The organism is Streptococcus mitis, from assembly GCF_000722695.1.
Taxonomy (GTDB): Bacteria; Bacillota; Bacilli; order Lactobacillales; family Streptococcaceae; genus Streptococcus; species Streptococcus mitis_O.
The window spans coordinates 192,968-218,133 of the sequence record NZ_JPFU01000013.1 but is presented as its reverse complement, the minus strand read 5'-3'; the positions used below and the strand labels follow the sequence as shown (position 1 = coordinate 218,133).

Below are 25,166 nucleotides of genomic sequence, written 5' to 3'. Positions count from 1 at the left end.
GTAAAAGTGTATTATAAGATGTGATACAAATATTTATTTTGGAGGAATTAGATGTTTCATAAAGGTAAACACGATCGTGAAAAGCAATTACGTTTTTCTATTCGTAAGGTCAGCTTTGGTGCAGCTAGTGTCGCAGTAGCTGCATTGTTCATGTTTTTAGGAAATGGGGCAGTATCTGCTGCAGAGCAAAGTGTGCCTTCAGCTAATGGGGAGACTCAAGCACCGCAACCTAAAGATCAGAATGTCCAGAATGGGACCTACGAAGGGAACACAGTAGCCACTAGTCCTGCTGCAACAGTAGAGACAAATACTCAATCTTCAACAGTTGAAAATAGTCCTTCTCCAGAATCAGCACCTCAGAAGGTGGAGACTCTAGATAAGAAAGAATTAACAGATTTAATCAAAGAAATTGATGGCAAGTTTGCTAAAGGAACCTATGCTACTAAGACAGAAGAAAGCGTTAATAATCTTAGAACTGTCTTAGAAGAAGCAAGAACTGATCTAAGCACTGCAACAACTAAAACTGAATTAACTGCAGCATATAGAAAGTTAATTACAGCAACATCAAAATTGCAAACAAAATCTGAAAAGAAAAAAGAACAAGCGGTAGATAATACAAGTGACAAAGGAAGCAAAAGCCCAAAAAATGCCAGCGCTGAAAAGCCTTTGGAGTCTAATTCTATTGCAAACTCAGGTTCTAGAGATGAACGTAATGGAAAAGCGTTGGATACAAATAATCCATTCCGTACAGGTACAGATGCAGCTCCTAGCACGGCAGATGATACATCAGCAACTCAAGTATTTGATAATCCAGTAGAAGGTGCCGATGTAAAAACCCTTTCAAATAAGTTGGAATCATTGCCTGAGACGATTCAGAACAATGAAAAAATTCAGAATATGGATGAACTTGGAAATGCTAAAAATGTAGATAAAGGAAAAGTTGTTGAAATTGATGAATTTGGGGGATGGAATGCTGTTGCTGCAGATGGACAACCAGGAAAATTTGCTATAGCAAGAAAAACTGATAAGGGAGTATTTCCAATTGAGACCGTTAATACAGTATGGAGTGATAGAAGCAAAAGATATACTACTTGGGTACTAGAACAATCTTTTGATAGAACTAGCGACTATATGTTATTTTTATCAAAAGTTAGAACACAGGAAAATCAGCAAGAAGAAACATTTGATGGTTCTAATTATAAATCTTCAGGTGAAGGTCCAAAAATTGCCAAAGGTGTTAAAGGTTTTAATGGAATCCAAAAAACATTTAAAGCTTATTCAAATGAGCATGGTTCAAAGTTAACCGTGTCATTTAAGACTGGGTATACTGGAGATATTGATGGCACTAAAGCACAGTATAGGGTCGAAGTAATCATTAATCGTAATGGACAAGAAGAAAAATTATACAATCAAACATTTACACCAGAAGTTTCAAAAACAAATACTGAGATGACGGTAGTGAAGGCAAGTGATGGAACAAATTCTCCTCAAAGTTTCAGTCTAAGTGGGACACCAACACCTACGAAAGAACAATTTGAAGAAAAAATTGCAACTAATAGGCCAACTGGAACAGGAGGAACATTCAAGAGTAGGGAGATTGAAATACCTAAAGGTGTAACTGAATATACAGTTCGAATTAGTTCAGCAGATAATCAACGTTTGGGAATGGGATATCAATCATTGTATAGGCACTATGCACTCCCACTGACAGGTTCAAATTTTTCAATTGAACAAGATACAAAAAATGTTGCGAAGGATTTACTACAGAGAATTTATAATAGATTAATAGAACAAAAATCAGAAGATACTAAGTGGTCTACTCCTGAAACTAAGGGTGCTTATGAAACAAAATTGACCGAGATTAATACTTTACTTAATTCAGGAATAAATACTACAAGTAATTATAAAGAATCTGCTAAGTCACTTATTGAAAAATATAACTCTTTGAACAATAGAGATACAATTGTTGCAGCAGCGAAAGCCGCTTTAGCTCAAGCAGTAGAGGCAGAGAAGAATGAAATCAATGCCGATAACAGTTTGACAAGTACAGAAAAAGCGGATAAAGTCAAGGCTGTAGAAGCTAAGAAAACAGAAGAAGAAGGTAAGATTGCGGCAGCAGAAAACGCTGATAAAGTAGCCGAAGCTAAAACAGCAGGTGAAGCAGCAGTTAAAGCAGTTCATGACAATGGTGACTTAGAAGCAGTTAAGACAGCAGCGAAAGCCGCTTTAGCTCAAGCAGTAGAGGCAGAGAAGAATGAAATCAATGCCGATAACAGTTTGACAAGTACAGAAAAAGCGGATAAAGTCAAGGCTGTAGAAGCTAAGAAAACAGAAGAAGAAGGTAAGATTGCGGCAGCAGAAAACGCTGATAAAGTAGCTGAAGCTAAAACAGCAGGTGAAGCAGCAGTTAAAGCAGTTCATGACAATGGTGACTTAGAAGCAGTTAAGACAGCAGCGAAAGCCGCTTTAGCTCAAGCAGTAGAGGCAGAGAAGAATGAAATCAATGCCGATAACAGTTTGACAAGTACAGAAAAAGCGGATAAAGTCAAGGCTGTAGAAGCTAAGAAAACAGAAGAAGAAGGTAAGATTGCGGCAGCAGAAAACGCTGATAAAGTAGCTGAAGCTAAAACAGCAGGTGAAACAGCAGTTGCAGGTGTCCACACACCAGGAAACTTAGAGGCAAATAAAGAGAAAGCACTAGAGGCAATCCAAACAGCGTCAGAAACTAAGATTGCCTCAATTGATAAGAACGCTAAATTGTCAGACGCTGAAAAAGCCGCAGCGAAAGCCGAAGTAGCGCAAACCGCCATCGCAGCCGTAAATGCTATCAATGAAGCGAAAGATCAAGATGGTGTAGATGCCGCTCAAACTACAGGAACAACAGCAGTAGAAGCAGTAAATCCAGTAGGTAAAGAGAAAGCCCTAGAAGCAATCCAAACAGCGTCAGAAACTAAGATTGCCTCAATTGATAAGAACGCCAAATTGTCAGACGCTGAAAAAGCCGCAGCGAAAGCAGAAGTAGCGCAAGCCGCCATCGCAGCCGTAAATGCTATCAATGAAGCGAAGGATCAAGCAGGAGTGGACGGCGCTCAAACTACAGGAGTTAAAGCAATTGAAGCAGTAAATCCAGTAGGTAAAGAGAAAGCCCTAGAAGCAATCCAAACAGCGTCAGAAACTAAGATTGCCTCAATTGATAAGAACGCCAAATTGTCAGACGCTGAAAAAGCCGCAGCGAAAGCAGAAGTAGCGCAAGCCGCCATCGCAGCTGTAAATGCTATCAATGAAGCGAAAAATCAAGATGGTGTAGATGCCGCTCAAACTACAGGAGTTAAAGCAATTGAAGCAGTAAATCCAGTAGGTAAAGAGAAAGCCCTAGAAGCAATCCAAACAGCGTCAGAAACTAAGATTGCCTCAATTGATAAGAACGCCAAATTGTCAGACGCTGAAAAAGCCGCAGCGAAAGCAGAAGTAGCGCAAGCCGCCATCGCAGCTGTAAATGCTATCAATGAAGCGAAGGATCAAGCAGGAGTGGACGGCGCTCAAACTACAGGAACAACAGCAGTAGAAGCAGTAAATCCAGTAGGTAAAGAGAAAGCCCTAGAAGCAATCCAAACAGCGTCAGAAACTAAGATTGCCTCAATTGATAAGAATGCTAAATTGTCAGACGATGAAAAAGCAGCAGCGAAAGCCGAAGTAGCGCAAGCCGCCATCGCAGCTGTAAATGCTATCAATGAAGCGAAGGATCAAGATGGAGTAGACGGTGCTCAAACTACAGGAGTTACAGCAATTGAAGCAGTAAATCCAGTAGGTACAAGCAGTACGAATAGCGCAGGCAACGGTATTACACCACCAACTGTAGAAGTTCCAGCTTATACAGAACCAGTAGGCACAAGTAGTACAGATGGTGAAGGAAATGTTATTATTCCACCAACTGTAGAAGTTCCAGCTTATACAGAACCAGTAGGCACAAGTAGTACAGATGGTGAAGGAAATGTTATTATTCCACCAACTGTAGAAGTCCCAGCTTATACAGAACCAGTAGGCACAAGCAGTACAGCTGGTGACGGCAACGTAGTTACGCCACCAACAGCAGAAGTCCCAGCCTATACAGGTAGTGTGAATGGTATTTCAGAAGAAATGCCAGCTCAGCCACATAAGGACGGCAGTGCTAATGAAATGTCAGATGGAACTCCAGTATCTGAAACTACAATAAATAAAGATCGACAACTTCCAAATACTGGTACAGCAGACTCTACAGTAGCTATGCTAGCAGCTGCAGCAAGTGCAGTACTTGGACTTGGTCTTGCAGGCCGTCGTCGTAAAGAAGACGAATAAGCATAATTTATATATGAGTTAATCTAATCTTTTAGTAAAATTTGTATTTGATTTTATAGCTTATATAGAATTTCTTAAAAAATCTCCTAGTAGTCCATTGATTGCTAGGAGATTTTGGTTCTTTGTCAATTATATAGTAAGTAACCGCCCAATAACTAAGTATATTGAAAAATCTCCAGACTAGAGAACTCAGCGATAGTTCCTAATCTGGAGATTTCTTATTTGCATTTTTCTTGTACAACTTTATTCCATGGTAAATAAGCCTCTAAAACCTCTTTGTTAACGAGAGTCTCCTCGTTTGGAAGATATTCTAGAAGATAGGATAGATATTTCTCGCTATTTAATTGATGACGTTTAGCTGTTTCCAACAAACTCATAATAATAGCTGTTGCTTTAGCTCCTTCAAAACTTTGAGAAAACAACCAATTTTTTCGTCCCATAACCAATGATTTAATGGCGCGTTCAGCTAGATTATTGGAAAGGACGAGATGCCCGTCTTTCAAAATTGTCTTAAAGGTTTCTTCATACTTGAGACTGTACTCAATTGCCCTCCCTAGTTTTGAACCAGGTAAAACTGACTGACGTCGGCACCAAGCAAAGAAGTCTTCCATTAAGGGATGGAGCTTTTCTTGACGTTTCTGTAGTCGTTCATCAGCTGACAAGGATTCCCAGCCTCCTTCCAAAGAAAATAATTGATCACAATAAGCTAAACCTTTAGCACCTAACGATGAGTTATCTGCTTGCTTGGGAGTCGCCTCAAAAAACTTCCTTCTTACATGCGCCCAACAACCAACAAGTTCAGCTTCTTCCAGTTGACGATAAGCAGACCACATGTCACAATGCACATACCCAGAATAGTCTCCTAGGAATTCTTGCACTACTAAACCACTCCGACGCTGATCATGGTGGTAAAGCGTGATCCCTTGCTTCTCAGCTTTCCCAGACAAAAAAGTCCAATAGTAAGTCAGCTGACTATCACTTTCTAAGACCCGATAAGAGGTTTCATCCGCATGAAGAAGAGATTGTTCTAACAACTTTTCTCGTAAAAGGTTATAAAGGGGCTCCAAATAGTATTGACTCGCCTTGATATGCCAATTAGAGATTTCCTTACGTGTGATTGGTAAACCCATCTTAGCCCAATCTTCTTCTTGGCGATAATTGGGTACCTTCAGATTAAACTTCTGATGGATGGTGTGAGCGATAATAGAAGCTGAGCCAAGGCTATGCGCCAAAGGGGCTTTAGGAATAGGAGCTTTCACGATTTTATCACTCGGATTTTTCTCACTGCATGTTTGGCACTTATAAGCGTGTTGGATATGATCTATTCGTTTTAATTGCGCAGGAATAAAGACTAATTCTTGTCGTTGAAGGGTCGCTCCAATCTCTTTTAGCTCTCCCTGACAATCAGGGCAAATGCTCTCTTCTAGTTGATGATGATGAACTTCTTCTGAATCAAATTGGGCAAGAAGAGCTTGGCGTTTCCCTTTAGATTTCTTACGTTTGTAGGTAATTTCCTCTGTTTCAACTGGGAATATCTCCATCTTCCTCAGATGGAGACTCTTCCTCAAAAAGGTTGAGTTGTCCAGAGAGGCAAACACTTTTCTCAGAGGATTTTCCATAGAGCTTTTGAGTCAGATAAGCCACTTGTTCACGAAGAAGGGCAAGTTCATTGGTGAGACTATCAATTGTAGCACTCTGTTGTTGAATGATTTTTAATAATTCTTCCATGGGCTTCCCTCCTTGTTTTCTAACTTCATTATACTAAAAAGAAAGTCCTCATTTCAATAGAAATCACGACTTTCTGATGAATTTATTTTAGGAGTGATAGAAAAGCCCTTCATAAGCCAATCTACTTGTTCAGGTGTGAGAGCTTTGACATCCTTTTCTGTACTGGGCCAAGTCAGTTTACCATTCTCAAAGCGTTTATAAAGTAGCCAAAATCCTTGACCATCCCAGTAAAGGGCTTTAAAGCGGTCTTTACGTCCACCACAAAAGAGAAAGACTTGACCTGAGAAAGGATCCAATTCAAAGTGGGTTTTAACGACATAAGCCAGTGAATCAATTCCCTGCCTCATATCCGTTTTCCCACATACGAGATAGACCTGCCCTAGGCTAGATAGATGAATTGTCATAGAGCAACACCTTATCCAAAAGCTGTTCTATCATTTCGAGATTGAGAGATTGAAAAAAACTTAGTTCAAGCTTGCCAATACGAATTTTAAGAAGAATATCATTTCTCTTTTTAGAATCAAAACGACGAGATTGTGGAATCTCTACAGGAACAATAGGCTGTGGCATTAAAATATCCTCCAATAGTTTTACTTTACTAATAGTATACAGGAGGAGCTCCATTAATGATAGATACCTTGTTATGACGCGCTTACATTATATAAGGTATTGAAACTGGAATAGTAGGACATGACTTCTGAAGCATTGTTAGAAATTAATACTCTTCGAAAATCTCTTCAAACCACATCAGCGTCGCCTTACCGTACTCAAGTACAGCTTACGGCTAGCTTCCTAGTTTGCTTTTTGATTTTCATTGAGTATAATTTGACTTTCCTAATCTCTTAGTTCACATCTTATTTCAATATACTATAATTACCCAATCAATTTGCTTATATTTTATTTCAATTTACTATACTTTTCTTCTATAATTAAAAATACGATTATTAATTTTTTCGAATAATATAGAAAAGGGGGGAAAATCATGTTTGTTGCGAGAGATGCTAGGGGAGAATTGGTAAATGTGTTAGAGGATAAGCTTGAGAAGGAAGAATACACCTGCCCAGCTTGTGGAGGTCAGCTCCGTTTGCGTCAAGGAGCAAGTGTCCGAACCCATTTTGCCCACAAATCCCTAAAAGACTGTGATTACTCCTTTGAAAATGAAAGCCCAGAACACTTGGCAAATAAGGAATCCCTCTATCACTGGTTGAAAAAAGAGGCAGAGGTACAATTAGAATACCCGCTTCCAGATCTTAAACAGATTGCAGATGTATTTGTAAATGGCAATCTAGCTCTAGAAGTTCAGTGTAGTCCCTTGCCTCAAAAAGTTCTTAAAGAGCGCAGTGAGGGCTATCGTAGTCAGGGTTACCAAGTACTGTGGTTACTGGGGGAAAAACTTTGGCTCAAGGAGCGGTTGACTCGTCTGCAACAAGGTTTTCTTTATTTCAGTCAAAATATGGGCTTTTATGTTTGGGAAGTAGACAAGGAAAAACAGCTTTTAAGGCTTAAATATCTCATACATCAAGACCTCCGCGGGAAACTCCATTATCAGATTAAAGAATTTCCCTATGGTCAAGATAGTTTACTGGAGATATTACGTCTTCCCTATAAGAAACAAAAAATTTCGCATTTTACAGTTTCTCAAGATAGGGACATCTGTCGTTATGTCCGGCAACAACTCTATTATCAAAATCCCTTTTGGATGAAAGAACAAGCAGAAGCCTATCAAAAGGGAGAAAATCTCCTGACTTATGGGCTCAAAGAATGGTATCCACAAATTCGACCAATAGTGGGCAAATTTTTCCAGATTGACCAAGACTTGAATAGCTATTATCAGCACTTTTACACCTATTATCAAGAAAATCCTCAAAATGATTGGCAAATGCTTTATCCACCAGCCTTTTATCAGCAATATTTCTTGAAAAATATGGTAAAATAGAAAGGATGGAGGAATCTAATGGTATTACAAAGACATGAAATAAATGAAAAAGATACATGGGATCTATCAACGATCTACCCCACTGATCAGGCTTGGGAAGAAGCCTTAAAAGATTTAACAGAACAATTGGAGACAGTAGCCCAGTATGAAGGCCATCTCCTAGATAGTGCGGATAGCCTTCTAGAAATCACTGAATTTTCTCTTGAAATGGAACGCCATATGGAGAAGCTTTACGTTTATGCTCATATGAAAAATGACCAGGATACACGTGAAGCCAAGTACCAAGAGTACTATGCCAAGGCAATGACTCTCTACAGCCAGCTAGACCAAGCCTTTTCATTCTATGAACCTGAATTTATGGAAATTAGCGAAAAGCAGTATGCTGACTTTTTAGAAGCTCAACCAAAATTGCAGGTTTATCAACACTATTTTGACAAGCTTTTGCAAGGCAAGGATCACGTTCTTTCACAACGCGAAGAAGAATTATTAGCTGGAGCTAGTGAAATCTTTGGTTCGGCAAGTGAAACCTTCGCTATTTTAGATAATGCAGATATCGTCTTTCCATTTGTTAAAGATGAAGATGGTAACGAGGTACAATTATCACATGGCGTTTATATGCGTTTGATGGAGTCTAAAAATCGTGAGGTTCGCCGAGGTGCTTATCAAGCCCTTTATGCGACTTATGAACAATTCCAACATACCTATGCCAAAACCTTACAAACCAATGTTAAGGTGCAAAACTACCGTGCCAAGATTCGCAACTACAAGAGTGCTCGTCATGCAGCCCTAGCGGTCAATTTTGTTCCAGAGAGCGTTTATGACAATTTGGTAGCAGCAGTTCGCAAGCATTTGCCACTCTTGCATCGCTATCTTGAGCTTCGTTCAAAGATTTTGGGGATTTCAGACCTCAAGATGTACGATGTCTATACACCGCTTTCATCTGTTGAATATAGTTTTACCTACCAAGAAGCCTTGAAAAAAGCAGAAGAAGCCTTGGCAGTCTTGGGTGAAGATTATTTGAGCCGTGTTAAACGTGCCTTCAGCGAGCGTTGGATTGATGTTTATGAAAACCAAGGTAAGCGTTCAGGTGCCTACTCTGGTGGCTCTTACGATACCAATGCCTTCATGCTTCTTAACTGGCAGGACAATCTAGACAATCTCTTTACTCTTGTTCATGAAACAGGTCATAGTATGCATTCCAGCTATACTCGTGAAACGCAGCCTTATGTTTACGGAGATTACTCTATCTTCTTGGCTGAGATTGCTTCAACAACCAATGAGAATATCTTAACGGAGAAATTGTTGGAAGAAGTGGAAGACGACGCAACTCGCTTTGCTATTCTCAATAACTTCTTAGACGGTTTCCGTGGAACAGTTTTCCGTCAAACTCAATTTGCTGAGTTTGAACACGCTATCCACAAAGCAGACCAAAACGGTGAAGTCTTGACCAGCGATTTCCTAAATAAACTCTATGCAGACTTGAACCAAGAGTACTATGGTTTGAGTAAGGAAGACAATCCTGAAATCCAATACGAGTGGGCACGCATTCCACACTTCTACTATAACTACTATGTATACCAATATTCAACAGGCTTTGCAGCAGCCTCAGCCTTGGCTGAAAAGATTGTTCATGGTAGTCAAGAAGACCGTGATCGCTATATCGACTACCTCAAGGCAGGTAAATCTGACTATCCACTTAATGTCATGAGAAAAGCTGGTGTTGATATGGAGAAGGAAGACTACCTCAACGATGCCTTTGCAGTCTTTGAACGCCGTTTGAATGAGTTTGAAGCCCTTGTTGAAAAATTGGGATTGGCATAAGATGGTTGAATCGTATAGTAAGAATGCCAACCATAACATGCGTCGTCCTGTTGTCAAAGAAGAAATTGTGGACTTGATGCGCCAGCGCCAAAAGCAAGTCACAGGTTCCCTGAAAGAATTGGAAGACTTTGCTCGTAAGGAAAATATTCCCATCATCCCCCATGAAACGGTTGCTTATTTCCGTTTTCTCATGGAAACCATGCAGCCTAAAAATATTCTGGAAATTGGTACGGCTATCGGTTTTTCAGCTCTCTTGATGGCGGAACATGCGCCAAATGCCAAGATTACAACCATTGATCGCAATCCAGAGATGATTGGTTTTGCCAAGGAAAATTTTGCCCAGTTTGACAGTCGCAAGCAAATCACTCTCCTAGAGGGAGATGCGGTAGATGTCTTATCAACCCTGACAGAGTCCTATGATTTCGTCTTTATGGACTCTGCTAAGTCTAAATATATCGTCTTTTTGCCAGAAATCCTCAAACACTTGGAAGTTGGAGGTGTGGTTGTCTTGGATGATATTTTTCAAGGTGGTGATGTTGCCAAGGATATTATGGAAGTCCGTCGTGGCCAGCGAACCATTTATCGAGGCCTTCAAAGACTATTTGATGCAACCTTAGACAATCCAGGGCTTACAGCAACACTAGTACCTCTGGGAGACGGCATTCTCATGCTTCGTAAAAATGTAGCAGATGTTCAATTGCCTGACAGCGAATGATTTTCAGAAAAATTTAAGAAAATATAGTAAAATAGATAGAGTAACACTTATCTCAAAGGAGTAGACATGAAGAAAAAACTATTGGCAGGTGCCATTACACTATTATCAGTAGCAACTTTAGCAGCTTGTTCCAAAGGTTCAGAAGGAGCAGACCTTATCAGCATGAAAGGGGATGTTATCACAGAACATCAGTTTTATGAGCAAGTGAAGAGCAATCCTTCAGCCCAACAAGTGTTGTTGAATTTGACCATTCAAAAAGTATTTGAGAAACAATACGGTTCAGAAGTAGATGACAAAGAAGTCAACGATACTATTGCCGAAGAAGAAAAACAATACGGTGAGAACTACCAACGTGTCTTGTCACAAGCAGGCATGACGCTTGAAACACGTAAAGCTCAAATTCGTACAAGTAAATTAGTTGAGTTGGCAGTTAAGAAGGCAGCAGAAGCTGAATTGACAGATGATGCTTATAAGAAGGCCTTTGATGAATATACTCCAGATGTAACGGCTCAAATCATTCGTCTTGATAATGAGGATAAAGCGAAAGAAGTCCTCGAAAAAGCTAAGGCAAGTGGTGCAGACTTTGCTCAATTAGCCAAAGATAACTCAACTGATGAGAAAACCAAAGCGAATGGTGGAGAAATCACCTTTGATTCAGCTTCAACAGAAGTACCAGAACAAGTTAAAAAAGCTGCTTTTGCTTTAGATGTAAATGGTGTTTCTGATGTGATTAAAGCCACTGGCACACAAGCCTATAGTAGCCAATATTACATTGTAAAACTCACTAAGAAAACAGAAAAATCATCTAATATCGATGATTACAAAGAAAAATTAAAAACGGTTATCTTAACTCAAAAACAAAACGATGCAACATTTGTTCAAAGCATTATCGGAAAAGAACTGCAAGCAGCCAATATCAAGGTTAAAGACCAAGCCTTCCAAAATATCTTTACCCAATATATCGGTGGTGGAGATTCAAGCTCAAGTAGTTCATCAAAAGAATAAAACAGAAAAGAGCCAAGTGCTCTTTTTCTTATGAGAAAATCTTCTATCTTAAGGATAAGAGTTTTTTTCTTTCGGAAAAAATGGTATAATAGCAATCAAAACTAGAAAATAAACGGAATTTGGGAATAATTTTTTTGTTCTCATTAGATTGGTGATACTATGAAGATTAGTAAGAGGCACCTATTAAACTATTCTATCCTAGTTCCTTATTTGCTTTTATCTATTTTGGGCTTGATTGTAGTCTATTCTACAACCAGTGCCATTCTTATCGAAGAAGGTAAAAGTGCCCTGCAATTAGTTCGAAGTCAGGGAATGTTTTGGGGCTTTAGTTTAATATTGATTGCCTTGATATATAAGCTGAAACTGAATTTTTTAAGAAAAGAACGACTTTTATTTATTGTTATGTTTGTTGAGCTAATTCTATTAGCTCTGGCTCGTATAATTGGTACGCCAGTCAATGGAGCCTATGGTTGGATTTCAGTAGGACCTTTGACCATTCAGCCTGCTGAGTATTTGAAGATTATTATCGTCTGGTACTTGGCTCAACGCTTTTCAAAACAACAGGATGAAATTGCTGTTTATGATTTCCAAGTTTTAACTCAAAATCAATGGATTCCTCGTGCTTTTAATGATTGGCGCTTTGTCCTCTTGGTAATGATAGGAAGTCTGGCTATTTTCCCAGATTTGGGGAATGCTACTATCCTAGCTTTGGTTGCCTTGATTATGTACACAGTTAGTGGGATTGCTCATCGATGGTTTGTAGCCTTTATCGGTCTTTTATTTGGAGTTTCGGCTCTTTCCTTAACAGCTATTGATATGATAGGGGTTGATAAGTTTTCAAAAGTTCCAGTATTTGGATATGTGGCTAAGCGTTTCAGTGCCTACTTTAATCCCTTTGCTGATTTGGCAGGAGCAGGCCACCAACTTGCAAATTCTTACTTTGCCATGGTCAATGGTGGCTGGTTTGGTCTAGGTTTAGGAAACTCAATCGAAAAACGTGGCTATTTACCAGAAGCCCATACAGACTTTGTATTTTCAATTGTCATTGAAGAATTTGGATTTGTAGGAGCCAGCTTGATTTTGGCACTTGTCTTTTTCCTTATTTTACGAATTATTCTGGTGGGAATTCGTGCTAAGAATCCCTTTAATTCCATGATGGCGATTGGGGTTGGAGGTATGATGTTGGTACAGGTCTTCGTTAATATCGGTGGAATTTCTGGTATTATTCCTTCAACTGGAGTAACCTTCCCTTTCCTATCGCAAGGAGGGAACAGTCTCCTGGTCTTGTCTGTAGCCATCGCCTTTGTCTTGAATATTGATGCAAGTGAAAAACGTGCCCAATTATATGAGGAGTTAGAAGCTCACTCATCACACTATATGTAGAGCTGAGAGTGGAAAGGATTACCTATGTCTCTTCAAAAATTAGAAAACTATAGTAATAAAGCTGTCGTGCAAGAAGAAGTATTGATTTTAACAGAATTGTTAGAAGATATCACTAAAAATATGCTTGCTCCAGAGACTTTTGAAAAAATCATGCAGTTGACAGAATTGTCAACTCAAGAAGATTATCAAGGCTTGAACCAATTGGTTACTAGCCTGACAAATGATGAAATGGCTTATATTTCACGCTATTTCTCTATCTTGCCTCTTTTGATTAATATTTCAGAAGACGTTGATTTGGCCTATGAAATCAACCACCAAAATAATATCGATCAAGATTATCTTGGTAAATTATCAGCAACGATTAAAATGGTTGCAGAAAAAGAAAATGCGGTTGAAATTCTAGAACACTTGAATGTTGTTCCTGTTTTGACAGCCCATCCAACACAAGTGCAACGTAAGAGTATGCTGGATTTGACTAACCATATCCATACCCTCTTGCGTAAGTATCGTGATGTGAAATTAGGCTTGATTAATAAGGAAAAATGGCATAATGATCTCCGCCGTTACATTGAGATTATTATGCAGACAGATATGATTCGTGAAAAGAAATTAAAAGTGACCAATGAAATCACGAATGTTATGGAATACTACAATAGTTCATTCCTGAAGGCAGTTCCTCATTTGACTGCTGAGTACAAGCGTTTGGCTAGAAAACATGGACTGGAGTTAAAACATCCTAAACCAATTACTATGGGAATGTGGATTGGTGGAGACCGTGATGGTAATCCCTTTGTTACAGCAGATACCTTAAAGAAATCTGCCATGACCCAGTGTGAAGTCATCATGAATTACTATGATGAAAAGATTTACCAACTTTATCGTGAGTTCTCCCTCTCAACCAGTATTGTCAATGTCAGCAAGCAAGTCAGAGAAATGGCTCGTCAATCTAAGGATAACTCTATCTACCGTGAAAAAGAGCTGTATCGTCGCGCTTTGTTTGATATTCAATCAAAAATCCAAGCAACAAAAGCTTATCTGATTGAGGATAAGGAAGTTGGGGATCGCTATGAAACAGCTAATGATTTTTATAAAGATTTAATTACTATCCGTGATTCCCTCTTGGAAAACAAGGGTGAAGCACTGATTTCTGGTGATTTTGTTGAATTGATTCAAGCAGTTGAAATTTTTGGATTCTATTTGGCATCCATTGACATGCGTCAAGATTCTAGTGTTCATGAGGCCTGCGTAGCTGAACTCTTGAAATCAGCAGGAATTCATTCGCGTTATAGCGAACTAAGTGAAGAAGAAAAATGCCAGCTTCTCTTGAAAGAATTAGAAGAAGATCCACGCATTCTTTCGGCTACTCACGTTGAAAAATCGGAGTTACTTGAAAAAGAATTGGCCATTTTCAAGGCTGCTCGTAATTTGAAAGATAAGTTGGGTGACGATGTTATTCGTCAGACCATTATTTCACATGCAACCAGCGTATCAGACATGCTGGAATTGGCTATCTTACTAAAAGAAGTAGGACTAGTTGATAAAGAAAGAGCCCGTGTCCAAATCGTTCCTCTCTTTGAAACAATCGAGGACTTGGACCACTCGGAAGAAACCATGAGAGAATACCTTTCTCTTGGTCTTGCCAAAAAATGGATTGCTTCACGCAATAACTACCAAGAAATCATGCTTGGCTATTCTGATAGTAATAAAGATGGTGGTTACTTATCATCATGTTGGACCCTCTACAAGGCTCAACAACAATTGACTGCTATTGGAGATGAATTTGGCGTTAAGGTTACCTTCTTCCATGGTCGTGGTGGTACTGTCGGTCGTGGTGGTGGACCAACTTATGAAGCCATCACCTCTCAACCGCTCAAGTCTATCAAGGATCGTATCCGTTTGACGGAGCAGGGTGAAGTAATTGGCAATAAATACGGTAACAAAGATGCTGCCTATTATAACCTTGAAATGTTGGTTTCAGCAGCCATTAACCGCATGATTACTCAGTGGAAGAGTGATACTAATACCTCAAATCGATATGAGGCTATTATGGACCAAGTAGTGGACCGTAGTTATGATATTTACCGAGACCTAGTTTTTGGGAATGAACATTTTTATGATTATTTCTTTGAGTCAAGTCCTATTAAGGCCATTTCCAGCTTTAATATCGGTTCTCGTCCAGCTGCCCGTAAGACCATTACAGAAATTGGTGGTTTGCGTGCCATTCCGTGGGTCTTCTCATGGTCACAAAGTCGTGTCATGTTCCCTGGCTGGTATGGGGTAGGATCAAGCTTCAAGGAATTTATCGATAAAAATCCAGAAAATATCGCTATCTTACGAGATATGTACCAAAATTGGCCTTTCTTCCAATCTCTCCTTTCAAATGTAGACATGGTCTTATCAAAATCTAATATGAATATTGCTTTTGAATATGCTAAGTTATGTGAAGATGATCAAGTGAAAGCTATTTATGATACTATTTTAGACGAATGGCAATTAACTAAAAACGTTATCCTAGAGATTGAAGGATATGACGAATTATTAGCTGAAAATCCATATCTGAAAGCAAGTTTGGATTACCGTATGCCATACTTTAATATCCTCAACTATATCCAGTTGGAATTGATTAAACGTCAACGTCGAGGAGAATTGTCAAGCGATCAAGAAAAATTAATCCATACAACCATCAACGGAATTGCGACAGGATTGCGTAATTCAGGCTGATACCGATCAAACTTCCTCTTTTCTATAGGGGAAGTTTTTGATATTTCAAAAAAATGCTAAAAGAGTCTTGACAACTAGTTGAAAAATGATATAATTTAACCATTCAGAAAAGTAGTCATACAAACTTTTTAGAGAGTCTGTGGTAGCTGAAAACAGATAAGTGGCGATGATGAAAATTGGGCTGAATGTTATTTAGAATTTGAAATCATAAAAATTCGGTGAGCACACCTTACAGTGCATCTCGTTATTGCGAGACAGAGTGATAGGGAAATTCCCTATAATTGAGGTGGTACCGCGCATCGACGTCCTCACACAAGTTTTTTGTGTGAGGACTTTTTTGATGGAGGTTAGTATGGAAAGAAAACGATGGCGTCGCTTGTTTATACTCAATGAAAATCAAAGTACAAACTAGGAAGCTAGCCGCAGGTTGCTCAAAGCACTGCTTTGAGGTTGTGGATAGAACTGACGAAGTCAGTAACCATAGCTACGGCAAGGTGAAGCTGACGTGGTTTGAAGAGATTTTCGAAGAGTATTAGATAAGTAAAGTATTTTAAAGGAATAAAAAAGGAGAAATAGAATGAAAAATAAACGTTTAATTGGAATTATCGCTGCATTAGCAGTCTTAGTAGCAGGAAGCTTGATTTACTCTTCAATGAATAAACCAGAAGCTAAGAATGAAAAGAAAGTTGCCAAAGTTGGTGTCCTTCAGTTTGTGAGCCATCCATCTCTTGACTTGATTTATAAAGGGATTCAAGATGGACTTGCAGAAGAAGGATATAAAGATGACCAAGTTAAAATTGATTTTATGAACTCAGAAGGTGACCAAAGTAAGGTTGCGACAATGAGTAAACAGTTGGTTGCAAATAGCAATGATCTTGTAGTTGGTATTGCTACACCAGCTGCTCAAGGTTTGGCAAGCGCCACAAAAGACCTACCTGTTATCATGGCCGCTATTACAGACCCAATCGGAGCTAACTTGGTCAAAGATTTGAAAAAACCAGGCGGCAACATTACAGGGGTGTCTGACCACAATCCAGCTCAACAACAAGTTGAACTCATCAAGGCTCTAACACCAAATGTGAAAACAATCGGAGCCCTTTACTCAAGTAGCGAAGACAATTCAAAAACACAGGTCGAAGAATTTAAGGCTTATGCTGAAAAAGCAGGTTTGACAGTAGAAACATTTGCAGTTCCTTCAACAAATGAAATTGCTTCAACAGTCAATGTTATGACTAGCAAGGTCGATGCTATCTGGGTTCCAATCGACAACACAATCGCATCTGCATTTTCAACAGTTGTATCAAGCAACCAATCAGCTAAAAAACCAATCTACCCAAGCGCAACTGCCATGGTAGAAGCTGGTGGTTTGGCATCGGTTGTAGTTGACCAACATGATCTTGGAGTGGCAACAGGTAAAATGATTGCGCAAGTCTTGAAAGGTGCAAAACCAGCTGATACTCCAGTCAATGTCTTTTCAACTGGTAAGTCAGTAATCAACAAAAAATTGGCACAAGAGCTAGGTATTACGATTCCTGAATCTGTTCTAAAAGAAGCAGGACAAGTGATTGAATAATCTGTATTGGAGGAGTTGGGGACATCTCCTCCAATTTTTTACAATAGAAATCGTATAGAAAAGGTTAAGAAACAGATGATATTATCTATTATTTCTCAAGGATTTGTCTGGGCTATTTTAGGTCTGGGAATCTTTATGACATTTAGGATTTTAAACTTTCCAGATATGACGACAGAAGGTTCCTTCCCTCTTGGGGGAGCTGTTGCTGTCACTTTGATAACCAAAGGCGTGAACCCATTTTTAGCGACTCTTGTTGCTGTAGGAGCAGGTTGTTTGGCTGGAATGGCAGCAGGACTTCTTTATACAAAAGGAAAAATCCCAACCTTGCTCTCAGGGATTTTGGTGATGACTTCCTGTCACTCTATCATGCTCTTGATTATGGGACGTGCAAACTTAGGACTGCTTGGAACCAAGCAAATTCAGGATGTTTTGCCTTTTGCTTCAGACATGAATCAACTCTTGACAGGTCTCATCTTTGTCAGTATTGTCATTGCTCTCATGCTCTTTTTCTTGGACACCAAACTTGGACAGGCTTATATTGCTACAGGTGACAATCCTGATATGGCTAGAAGTTTCGGGATTCATACTGGACGCATGGAGCTCATGGGATTGGTCTTATCAAATGGTGTGATTTCCCTTGCAGGAGCTCTCATTGCCCAGCAAGAAGGCTATGCTGATGTGTCTCGAGGAATCGGGGTTATCGTTGTGGGGCTTGCAAGTTTGATAATTGGAGAAGTTATTTTCAAGAGTTTGAGCTTGGCAGAGCGTCTGGTTGCCATCGTTGTGGGTTCTATCGCCTATCAATTCTTAGTGTGGGCAGTTATCGCTCTTGGCTTTAATACAAGTTACCTTCGTTTATACAGTGCCTTGATTTTGGCAGTCTGCCTCATGATTCCAACATTTAAGCAAACAATCTTGAAAGGAGCCAAGTTAAGCAAATGACAGCAATTGTAGAATTAAACAATGCAACCAAAGTCGTTAAAAATGGCTTTGATGAAGAAAAGATTATTTTAAATGATGTTTCCTTAGAAATTTTTGAACAGGATTTCATCACGATTTTAGGTGGAAATGGTGCTGGTAAATCGACCCTCTTTAACACTATTGCAGGAACCTTATCCTTAACCAGTGGAACCATCCGTATTTTAGGTGAAGATGTTACCAAATTTTCACCAGAGAAGCGAGCTAAGTATCTGTCTCGAGTCTTCCAAGATCCCAAGATGGGGACAGCTCCCCGTATGACGGTGGCTGAAAATCTTTTGATTGCCAAGTTTCGTGGTGAAAAGCGTGGATTGTTACCACGACGCTTGACTAGCTATAAGGATGAATTTCAGGCAACCATTGAAAAAGTAGGAAATGGTCTTGAGAGACATTTGAATACACCGATCGAGTTCTTATCAGGTGGGCAAAGACAGGCTTTGAGTCTCTTGATGGCAACCTTGAAGCGACCTGAGTTGCTCTTGTTAGATGAGCATACTGCTGCCCTTGATCCAAAGACCAGTGTGGCCTTGATGGAATTGACAGATGAATTTGTCAAGAAAGATCAGCTGACAGCCCTTATGATTACTCATCATATGGAAGATGCTCTCAAATATGGCAATCGCTTAATTGTCATGAAAGAAGGACAGATTATCCAAGATTTGAACCAAGAAGATAAAGCTAAGATGAAAATCTCAGACTACTATCAATTATTTGAATAGATGAACTTTATTTTCATCAAAAATTGTGAATCAAAACTTAGAGGCATTAAAGTGTTTCTGAGTTTTTTAACTTTCTTTTCTATCTAGAAAAATAAGGCAAAGAGAATTACGGAAAGTGTATGAAATGGTTTACTTTTTTTCTGAAATAAAGTATACTATATAAAGTAAACTATGATAACATGGAGGTATTGTGTATGGTTGACAAACAAGTCATTGAAGAAATCAAAAACAATGCCAACATTGTGGAAGTCATAGGAGATGTGATTTCTTTACAAAAGGCAGGACGGAACTATCTAGGGCTCTGTCCTTTTCATGGTGAAAAAACACCTTCTTTCAACGTTGTAGAGGACAAGCAGTTTTACCACTGTTTTGGTTGTGGTCGTTCAGGTGACGTCTTTAAGTTCATCGAGGAGTACCAAGGGGTTCCCTTTATGGAGGCTGTCCAAATCTTAGGTCAGCGTGTTGGGATAGAGGTAGAAAAACCGCTTTATAATGAACAGAAGCCAGCCTCTCCACATCAAGCTCTTTATGATATGCACGAAGATGCAGCCAAATTTTATCATGCTATTCTCATGACAACAACCATTGGTGAAGAGGCGAGAAATTACCTTTATCAGCGTGGTTTGACAGATGAAGTGCTCAAGCATTTTCGGATTGGTTTAGCACCTCCAGAACGAAACTATCTGTATCAACGTTTGTCTGGTCAGTATCGTGAAGAGGATTTCCTAGATTCAGGGCTATTTTACCTTTCGGATGCCAATCAATTTGTAGACACCTTTCACAATCGCATTATGTTTCCCCTTACAAATGATCAGGGAAAGGTCATTGCCTTCTCAGGTCGTATCTGGCAGAAAACGGATTCACAAACTTCTAAGTATAAAAATAGCCGATCGACTGCAATTTTTAACAAAAGTTACGAATTATATCATATGGATAGGGCAAAAAAATCTTCTGGTAAAGCCAGTGAGATTTACCTCATGGAAGGGTTCATGGATGTCATTGCAGCCTATCGGGCTGGAATCGAAAATGCTGTGGCGTCCATGGGAACGGCCTTGAGTCGGGAGCATGTTGAGCATCTGAAAAGGTTAACTAAGAAGTTGGTTCTGGTATACGATGGCGATAAGGCTGGACAAGCTGCGACATTGAAAGCCTTGGATGAAATTGGTGATATGCCTGTGCAAATCGTCAGCATGCCTGATAACTTGGATCCAGATGAGTATCTACAAAAAAATGGTCCAGAAGACTTGGCCTATCTATTAACGAAAACTCGTATTAGTCCGATTGAGTTTTACATTCACCAGTACAAACCTGAAAACAGTGAAAATCTGCAAGCTCAGATTGAGTTTATTGAAAAAATAGCTCCCTTGATTGTTCGAGAAAAGTCCATCACTGCTCAAAACAGCTATATTCATATTTTAGCTGACAGTCTGGCATCCTTTGATTATGCCCAGATTGAGCAGATTGTTAATGAGAGTCGTCAGGCGCAAAGGCAGAATCGCATGGAAGGAATTTCCAGACCGACGCAAATCACTATGCCTGTCACCAAGCAGTTATCAGCTATTATGAGAGCAGAAGCCCATCTACTCTATCGGATGATGGAATCCCCTCTTGTTTTGAACGACTACCGTTTGCGAGAAGACTTTGCATTTGACACTCCTGAATTTCAGGTCTTATATGACTTGCTTGGTCAGTATGGGAATCTTCCTCCAGAAGTTTTAGCAGAACAGACAGAGGAAGTTGAAAGAGCCTGGTATCAGGTTTTAGCTCAGGATTTGCCTGCTGAGATGTCACCGCAGGAACTTAGTGAAGTAGAAATGACTCGAAACAAGGCTCTCTTGAATCAGGACAATATGAGAATCAAAAAGAAGGTGCAGGAAGCTAGCCATGTAGGAGATACAGACACAGCCCTAGAAGAATTGGAACGTTTAATTTCCCAAAAGAGAAGAATGGAGTAATAATGGCAACAAAACAAAAAGAAGTAACAACATTTGACGTACAAGTAGCAGAATTTATCCGTAATCATAAGCAAAAAGGGACAGCAACAGACGATGAAATTAATGCTAGTCTAGTCATTCCTTTTACCTTGGACGCTGATGGGATTGAAGATCTCTTGCAACGGATTCAGGATGCAGGGATTTCTATCACAGATAACGAAGGAAATCCAAGTGCACGTGTTCTTAGCGCTGAAGAAGAGCCAGAACTCAGCGATGAGGACTTGATTGGTTCAACTTCGGCTAAGGTCAACGACCCTGTCCGTATGTACTTGAAAGAGATTGGAGTCGTTCCTCTCTTGACCAATGAAGAGGAAAAAGAGTTGGCACTGGCTGTTGAAGCTGGCGATATCGAAGCCAAACAACGCCTTGCGGAAGCCAACCTTCGTTTGGTTGTTTCTATTGCCAAACGCTATGTCGGTCGTGGTATGCAGTTCCTTGATTTGATTCAAGAAGGAAACATGGGCTTGATGAAGGCAGTTGACAAGTTTGACTATTCTAAAGGATTCAAGTTCTCAACTTACGCAACTTGGTGGATTCGTCAGGCCATCACTCGTGCTATTGCGGATCAAGCTCGTACCATCCGTATCCCAGTCCACATGGTTGAAACTATTAATAAATTAGTTCGTGAACAGCGTAATCTCCTTCAAGAATTGGGACAAGATCCAACGCCAGAACAAATTGCTGAACGTATGGATATGACCCCTGACAAGGTTCGTGAAATCTTGAAGATTGCCCAAGAACCAGTATCTCTGGAAACACCAATCGGTGAGGAGGATGATAGCCATCTTGGAGACTTTATCGAAGACGAAGTGATTGAAAATCCAGTGGACTATACAACTCGTATCGTTTTGCGTGAGCAGTTGGATGAGGTCTTGGATACTCTTACAGACCGTGAAGAAAATGTTCTACGTCTACGTTTCGGACTAGATGATGGGAAAATGCGCACCCTTGAAGATGTGGGGAAAGTCTTTAACGTAACCCGTGAGCGTATCCGTCAGATTGAGGCTAAAGCTTTGAGAAAACTACGCCAACCAAGTCGTAGCAAACCGCTTCGTGATTTTATTGAAGACTAAGAGTGAGGATAAATATGGCTTATACAGAAGAACAAATCGAAACTATCAAAACACGAATTTTATCAGCCTTGGAAGAAGTTATCGACCCTGAGTTGGGGATTGATATTGTTAATCTTGGTTTGATTTATGAGATTCGTTTTGACGGCGACACAGGGCAAACAGAGATTGATATGACTTTGACAACTATGGGTTGTCCCCTAGCAGACCTTTTAACAGACCAGATATATGATGCCATGACAGAGGTGCCAGAAGTAACGGATACTGAGGTTAAATTAGTCTGGTATCCAGCCTGGACAGTTGAAAAAATGAGTCGTTATGCACGCATTGCCCTAGGCATTAAGTAATACTCTTCGAAAATCAAATTCAAACCACGTCAGCTTCACCTTGCCGTACTCAAGTACAGCCTGCGGCTAGCTTCCTAGTTTGCTCTTTGATTTTCATTGAGTATAAACATATAAAAATATGTGAGAGATCATTGGAAAAGCGAGGAAATTTCCCCTTCTTTTCCTCTAGTCTCTCCTTTCTTTTGCTGATTTTATTCAAAGAAAATGATATAATAGTAGTTATGGAAAAAAAGAAATTACGTATCAATATGTTGAGTTCAAGTGAGAAAGTAGCAGGGCAAGGAGTTTCAGGTGCCTACCGTGAATTAGTTCGTCTTCTTCACCGTGATGCCAAGGACCAATTGGTTGTTACAGAAAATCTTCCAATCGAGGCAGATGTGACTCACTTTCATACAATTGATTTCCCCTATTATTTATCAACATTCCAAAAGAAGCGCTCAGGGAGGAAAATTGGCTATGTGCATTTTTTGCCTGATACACTTGAGGGGAGTTTGAAAATTCCATTTTTCTTAAAGGGAATTGTTAAACGCTATGTATTTTCTTTTTACAACCGGATGGAGCATTTGGTTGTGGTTAATCCTATGTTTATTGAGGATTTGGTGGCAGCTGGTATTCCACGTGAAAAAGTAACTTATATTCCTAATTTTGTCAATAAGGAAAAATGGCATCCCCTTCCACAAGAAGAGATAGTGAGACTGCGAACGGAGCTAGGTCTTAGTGACAATCAGTTTATCGTAGTAGGTGCTGGTCAAGTCCAGAAACGCAAAGGGATTGATGATTTTATCCGTCTTGCTGAGGAATTACCTCAGATTACCTTTATCTGGGCTGGTGGTTTCTCTTTTGGTGGTATGACAGATGGTTATGAACGCTATAAGAAAATGATGGATAATCCACCTGAAAATTTGATGTTTCCAGGCATTGTGTCGCCAGAGCGTATGCGCGAATTGTATGCCCTAGCGGATCTTTTCTTGTTACCTAGTTACAATGAGCTCTTTCCTATGACGATTTTAGAAGCTGCCAGTTGCGAAGCTCCTATTATGTTGCGTGATTTAGATCTCTATAAGGTGATTTTGGAGGGAAATTATCGGGAGACAGCAGATAGAGAAGAGATGAAAGAAGCTATTTTAGAATATCAAGCAAATCCTATTGCCTTAAAAGATCTCAAAGAAAAAGCTAAGAATATTTCCAGAGAGTATTCTGAAGAGCATCTGTTGCAAATCTGGTTGGACTTTTATGAGAAACAAGCCGCTTTAGGGAGAAAATAAAAAGTGAGGTAATCTATGCGAATTGGTTTATTTACAGATACCTATTTTCCTCAGGTTTCTGGTGTTGCGACCAGTATTCGAACCTTGAAAACAGAACTTGAAAAGCAGGGACATGCTGTTTTTATCTTTACGACGACAGATAAGGATGTTAATCGCTACGAAGATTGGCAAATTATCCGCATTCCAAGTGTGCCTTTTTTTGCTTTTAAAGATCGCCGCTTTGCCTATCGAGGCTTTAGCAAGGCGCTTGAAATTGCCAAGCAGTATCAGCTAGATGTTATTCATACTCAGACAGAATTTTCTCTAGGCTTGTTGGGGATTTGGATTGCGCATGAACTGAAAATTCCCGTTATCCATACCTATCATACCCAGTACGAAGACTATGTGCATTATATTGCCAAGGGGATGTTGATTCGTCCTAGTATGGTCAAGTATCTGGTCAGAGGTTTCCTGCACGATGTGGATGGGGTTGTTTGCCCGAGTGAGATTGTTCGTGACTTGCTATCTGATTATAAAGTCAAGGTTGAAAAGCGGGTCATTCCAACTGGAATTGAATTAGCCAAGTTTGAGCGTCCAGAAATCAAGCAAGAAAATTTGAAAGAACTGCGTAGTAAATTAGGGATTCAAGATGATGAAAAGATGTTGCTTAGTCTTTCCAGAATTTCCTATGAAAAAAATATTCAAGCAGTATTAGCAGCCTTTGCAGAAGTTCTGAGAGAGGAAGACAAGGTGAAACTGGTAGTTGCTGGGGATGGGCCTTATCTGGATGACCTCAAAGAGCAAGCCCAGAAACTAGAGATTCGAGACTCGGTTATCTTTACAGGTATGATTGCTCCTAGTGAGACGGCTCTTTATTATAAGGCGGCAGATTTCTTCATCTCGGCATCGACAAGTGAAACCCAAGGGTTGACCTACTTGGAAAGCTTAGCTAGTGGAACGCCTGTCATTGCTCACGGAAATCCGTATCTGGACAATCTTATTAGTGATAAAATGTTTGGTACCTTGTATTACGGCGAGTATGATTTAGCTGGAGCCATTTTAGAAGCCCTGATTGCAACGCCAGATATGAATGAGCATAGCTTATCAGAGAAATTGTATGAGATTTCAGCTGAGAACTTTGGGAAACGAGTGCATGAGTTTTATCTGGATGCCATTATTTCAAATAATTTCCAGAAAGATTTAGTCAAAGATGATACGGTTAGTCAGCGTATCTTTAAGACAGTTTTGTATCTTCCGCAACAGGTGGTTGCTGTGCCCGTAAAAGGCTCTAGACGGATGCTGAAGGCATCAAAAACACAGTTAATCAGCATCAGAGATTATTGGAAAGACAGTGAAGAATAGAAAGAGGAACAGCTATGAAAAAACAATTAATGAGAAGTGGTCATGATAAAAAGATTGCAGGTGTTTGTGCTGGAGTGGCTCATTATTTTGATATGGATCCCACTATTGTTCGTGTAATATGGGGTGTTCTTGCTTTTGGTTATGGAGCTGGAATTGTAGCCTATATCATTTTATGGATTATTACACCAGTAGCAACTGACTATTGAAAACTAGCTGAATTCATGCTAAGATAATA

20 protein-coding genes and 1 other annotated feature are annotated in these 25,166 nt (G+C 39.7%); of the genes, 16 read left to right on the top strand and 4 right to left on the bottom strand.

Annotation, left to right across the window (positions count from 1 at the left end):
- The first annotated feature begins 51 nt into the window (after nucleotides 1-51).
- Nucleotides 52-4,335 (top strand): YSIRK signal domain/LPXTG anchor domain surface protein, encoded by a 4,284-nt coding sequence (locus tag SK629_RS06325; RefSeq protein WP_042901082.1) that lies wholly within the window; start codon nucleotides 52-54, stop codon nucleotides 4,333-4,335.
- Nucleotides 4,336-4,553: 218 nt separating this feature from the next.
- Here SK629_RS06325 and tnpC read toward each other — a convergent pair whose 3' ends face one another.
- The 4 genes from tnpC to SK629_RS06305 are packed head-to-tail and all read right to left on the bottom strand — an operon-like array spanning nucleotide 4,554 to nucleotide 6,633.
- The gene (gene tnpC / locus SK629_RS06320; protein ID WP_042901081.1) at nucleotides 4,554-5,876 is read right to left on the bottom strand and encodes an IS66 family transposase; all 1,323 of its coding nucleotides are present in this window, start codon (nucleotides 5,874-5,876) and stop codon (nucleotides 4,554-4,556) included.
- Nucleotides 5,857-6,063 carry a transposase gene (locus SK629_RS06315; RefSeq protein ID WP_042901079.1) on the bottom strand — a complete coding sequence of 69 codons (207 nt, stop codon included), beginning with the start codon at nucleotides 6,061-6,063 and terminating at the stop codon, nucleotides 5,857-5,859. Before SK629_RS06315 ends, tnpC begins: the two co-directional genes overlap by 20 nt.
- Nucleotides 6,064-6,116: 53 nt before the next feature.
- Entirely contained in the window at nucleotides 6,117-6,467 is a 351-nt protein-coding gene (gene tnpB, locus SK629_RS06310; protein ID WP_042901078.1) for an IS66 family insertion sequence element accessory protein TnpB, read from the bottom strand.
- Nucleotides 6,448-6,633, bottom strand: a complete 186-nt coding sequence (locus SK629_RS06305; RefSeq protein WP_042901570.1) for a hypothetical protein — start codon at nucleotides 6,631-6,633, stop codon at nucleotides 6,448-6,450. Before SK629_RS06305 ends, tnpB begins: the two co-directional genes overlap by 20 nt.
- A gap of 412 nt (nucleotides 6,634-7,045) precedes the next feature.
- On the opposite strand from SK629_RS06305, the gene SK629_RS06300 reads away from it, so the two are divergent.
- The 15 genes from SK629_RS06300 to SK629_RS06225 all read left to right on the top strand — a co-directional run bounded on the left by SK629_RS06300 (nucleotide 7,046) and on the right by SK629_RS06225 (nucleotide 25,137).
- Nucleotides 7,046-7,999: a competence protein CoiA gene (locus tag SK629_RS06300; protein WP_042901077.1), complete on the top strand. Its 954-nt coding sequence runs from the start codon at nucleotides 7,046-7,048 to the stop codon at nucleotides 7,997-7,999.
- A gap of 18 nt (nucleotides 8,000-8,017) precedes the next feature.
- Nucleotides 8,018-9,820, top strand: a complete 1,803-nt coding sequence (gene pepF, locus SK629_RS06295) for an oligoendopeptidase F (RefSeq protein ID WP_042901075.1) — start codon at nucleotides 8,018-8,020, stop codon at nucleotides 9,818-9,820.
- Between the two features lies 1 nt (nucleotide 9,821).
- Nucleotides 9,822-10,535, top strand: coding sequence for an O-methyltransferase (locus tag SK629_RS06290; protein WP_004259562.1), 714 nt, complete (start codon nucleotides 9,822-9,824; stop codon nucleotides 10,533-10,535).
- A 66-nt stretch (nucleotides 10,536-10,601) separates the two neighbouring features.
- Nucleotides 10,602-11,540, top strand: a complete 939-nt coding sequence (prsA, locus tag SK629_RS06285; RefSeq protein WP_042901074.1) for a peptidylprolyl isomerase PrsA — start codon at nucleotides 10,602-10,604, stop codon at nucleotides 11,538-11,540.
- A 159-nt stretch (nucleotides 11,541-11,699) separates the two neighbouring features.
- A complete protein-coding gene (ftsW, locus tag SK629_RS06280; protein WP_042901073.1) occupies nucleotides 11,700-12,923 on the top strand; it encodes a cell division peptidoglycan polymerase FtsW in 1,224 nt (407 codons plus the stop codon).
- Nucleotides 12,924-12,947: 24 nt separating this feature from the next.
- A complete protein-coding gene (gene ppc, locus SK629_RS06275) occupies nucleotides 12,948-15,644 on the top strand; it encodes a phosphoenolpyruvate carboxylase (RefSeq protein ID WP_042901072.1) in 2,697 nt (898 codons plus the stop codon).
- 95 nt (nucleotides 15,645-15,739) lie between these two features.
- Nucleotides 15,740-15,957: a binding site (T-box leader), on the top strand.
- Between the two features lie 264 nt (nucleotides 15,958-16,221).
- Nucleotides 16,222-17,217, top strand: coding sequence for a tryptophan ABC transporter substrate-binding protein (gene trpX, locus SK629_RS06265; protein ID WP_042901071.1), 996 nt, complete (start codon nucleotides 16,222-16,224; stop codon nucleotides 17,215-17,217).
- A 75-nt stretch (nucleotides 17,218-17,292) separates the two neighbouring features.
- A complete protein-coding gene (locus tag SK629_RS06260) occupies nucleotides 17,293-18,159 on the top strand; it encodes an ABC transporter permease (protein WP_042901568.1) in 867 nt (288 codons plus the stop codon).
- A complete protein-coding gene (locus SK629_RS06255) occupies nucleotides 18,156-18,914 on the top strand; it encodes an ABC transporter ATP-binding protein (RefSeq protein ID WP_042901069.1) in 759 nt (252 codons plus the stop codon). The genes SK629_RS06260 and SK629_RS06255 overlap by 4 nt, the downstream gene beginning before the upstream one ends.
- Before the next feature lie 194 nt (nucleotides 18,915-19,108).
- Entirely contained in the window at nucleotides 19,109-20,869 is a 1,761-nt protein-coding gene (gene dnaG, locus SK629_RS06250) for a DNA primase (RefSeq protein ID WP_042901068.1), read from the top strand.
- A 2-nt stretch (nucleotides 20,870-20,871) separates the two neighbouring features.
- A complete protein-coding gene (rpoD, locus tag SK629_RS06245) occupies nucleotides 20,872-21,981 on the top strand; it encodes an RNA polymerase sigma factor RpoD (RefSeq protein ID WP_004259586.1) in 1,110 nt (369 codons plus the stop codon).
- A 14-nt stretch (nucleotides 21,982-21,995) separates the two neighbouring features.
- The gene (locus tag SK629_RS06240) at nucleotides 21,996-22,325 is read left to right on the top strand and encodes a metal-sulfur cluster assembly factor (protein WP_033683522.1); all 330 of its coding nucleotides are present in this window, start codon (nucleotides 21,996-21,998) and stop codon (nucleotides 22,323-22,325) included.
- A 221-nt stretch (nucleotides 22,326-22,546) separates the two neighbouring features.
- Nucleotides 22,547-23,590 carry an alpha-galactosylglucosyldiacylglycerol synthase gene (cpoA, locus tag SK629_RS06235; RefSeq protein WP_042901067.1) on the top strand — a complete coding sequence of 348 codons (1,044 nt, stop codon included), beginning with the start codon at nucleotides 22,547-22,549 and terminating at the stop codon, nucleotides 23,588-23,590.
- Nucleotides 23,591-23,605: 15 nt separating this feature from the next.
- A complete protein-coding gene (locus tag SK629_RS06230) occupies nucleotides 23,606-24,931 on the top strand; it encodes a glycosyltransferase family 4 protein (RefSeq protein WP_042901066.1) in 1,326 nt (441 codons plus the stop codon).
- Nucleotides 24,932-24,960: 29 nt separating this feature from the next.
- The gene (locus SK629_RS06225) at nucleotides 24,961-25,137 is read left to right on the top strand and encodes a PspC domain-containing protein (RefSeq protein WP_042901567.1); all 177 of its coding nucleotides are present in this window, start codon (nucleotides 24,961-24,963) and stop codon (nucleotides 25,135-25,137) included.
- The last annotated feature ends 29 nt before the right edge of the window (nucleotides 25,138-25,166 follow it).

Excerpts from the sequence above, each read along its gene's own strand:
- SK629_RS06325 (WP_042901082.1), top strand. The coding sequence starts at position 52 with ATGTTTCATAAAGGTAAACACGATCGTGAAAAGCAATTACGTTTTTCT.
- tnpC (WP_042901081.1), bottom strand. The coding sequence starts at position 5,876 with ATGGAGATATTCCCAGTTGAAACAGAGGAAATTACCTACAAACGTAAG.
- SK629_RS06315 (WP_042901079.1), bottom strand. The coding sequence starts at position 6,063 with ATGGAAGAATTATTAAAAATCATTCAACAACAGAGTGCTACAATTGAT.
- tnpB (WP_042901078.1), bottom strand. The coding sequence starts at position 6,467 with ATGACAATTCATCTATCTAGCCTAGGGCAGGTCTATCTCGTATGTGGG.
- SK629_RS06305 (WP_042901570.1), bottom strand. The coding sequence starts at position 6,633 with ATGCCACAGCCTATTGTTCCTGTAGAGATTCCACAATCTCGTCGTTTT.
- SK629_RS06300 (WP_042901077.1), top strand. The coding sequence starts at position 7,046 with ATGTTTGTTGCGAGAGATGCTAGGGGAGAATTGGTAAATGTGTTAGAG.
- pepF (WP_042901075.1), top strand. The coding sequence starts at position 8,018 with ATGGTATTACAAAGACATGAAATAAATGAAAAAGATACATGGGATCTA.
- SK629_RS06290 (WP_004259562.1), top strand. The coding sequence starts at position 9,822 with ATGGTTGAATCGTATAGTAAGAATGCCAACCATAACATGCGTCGTCCT.
- prsA (WP_042901074.1), top strand. The coding sequence starts at position 10,602 with ATGAAGAAAAAACTATTGGCAGGTGCCATTACACTATTATCAGTAGCA.
- ftsW (WP_042901073.1), top strand. The coding sequence starts at position 11,700 with ATGAAGATTAGTAAGAGGCACCTATTAAACTATTCTATCCTAGTTCCT.
- ppc (WP_042901072.1), top strand. The coding sequence starts at position 12,948 with ATGTCTCTTCAAAAATTAGAAAACTATAGTAATAAAGCTGTCGTGCAA.
- trpX (WP_042901071.1), top strand. The coding sequence starts at position 16,222 with ATGAAAAATAAACGTTTAATTGGAATTATCGCTGCATTAGCAGTCTTA.
- SK629_RS06260 (WP_042901568.1), top strand. The coding sequence starts at position 17,293 with ATGATATTATCTATTATTTCTCAAGGATTTGTCTGGGCTATTTTAGGT.
- SK629_RS06255 (WP_042901069.1), top strand. The coding sequence starts at position 18,156 with ATGACAGCAATTGTAGAATTAAACAATGCAACCAAAGTCGTTAAAAAT.
- dnaG (WP_042901068.1), top strand. The coding sequence starts at position 19,109 with ATGGTTGACAAACAAGTCATTGAAGAAATCAAAAACAATGCCAACATT.
- rpoD (WP_004259586.1), top strand. The coding sequence starts at position 20,872 with ATGGCAACAAAACAAAAAGAAGTAACAACATTTGACGTACAAGTAGCA.
- SK629_RS06240 (WP_033683522.1), top strand. The coding sequence starts at position 21,996 with ATGGCTTATACAGAAGAACAAATCGAAACTATCAAAACACGAATTTTA.
- cpoA (WP_042901067.1), top strand. The coding sequence starts at position 22,547 with ATGGAAAAAAAGAAATTACGTATCAATATGTTGAGTTCAAGTGAGAAA.
- SK629_RS06230 (WP_042901066.1), top strand. The coding sequence starts at position 23,606 with ATGCGAATTGGTTTATTTACAGATACCTATTTTCCTCAGGTTTCTGGT.
- SK629_RS06225 (WP_042901567.1), top strand. The coding sequence starts at position 24,961 with ATGAGAAGTGGTCATGATAAAAAGATTGCAGGTGTTTGTGCTGGAGTG.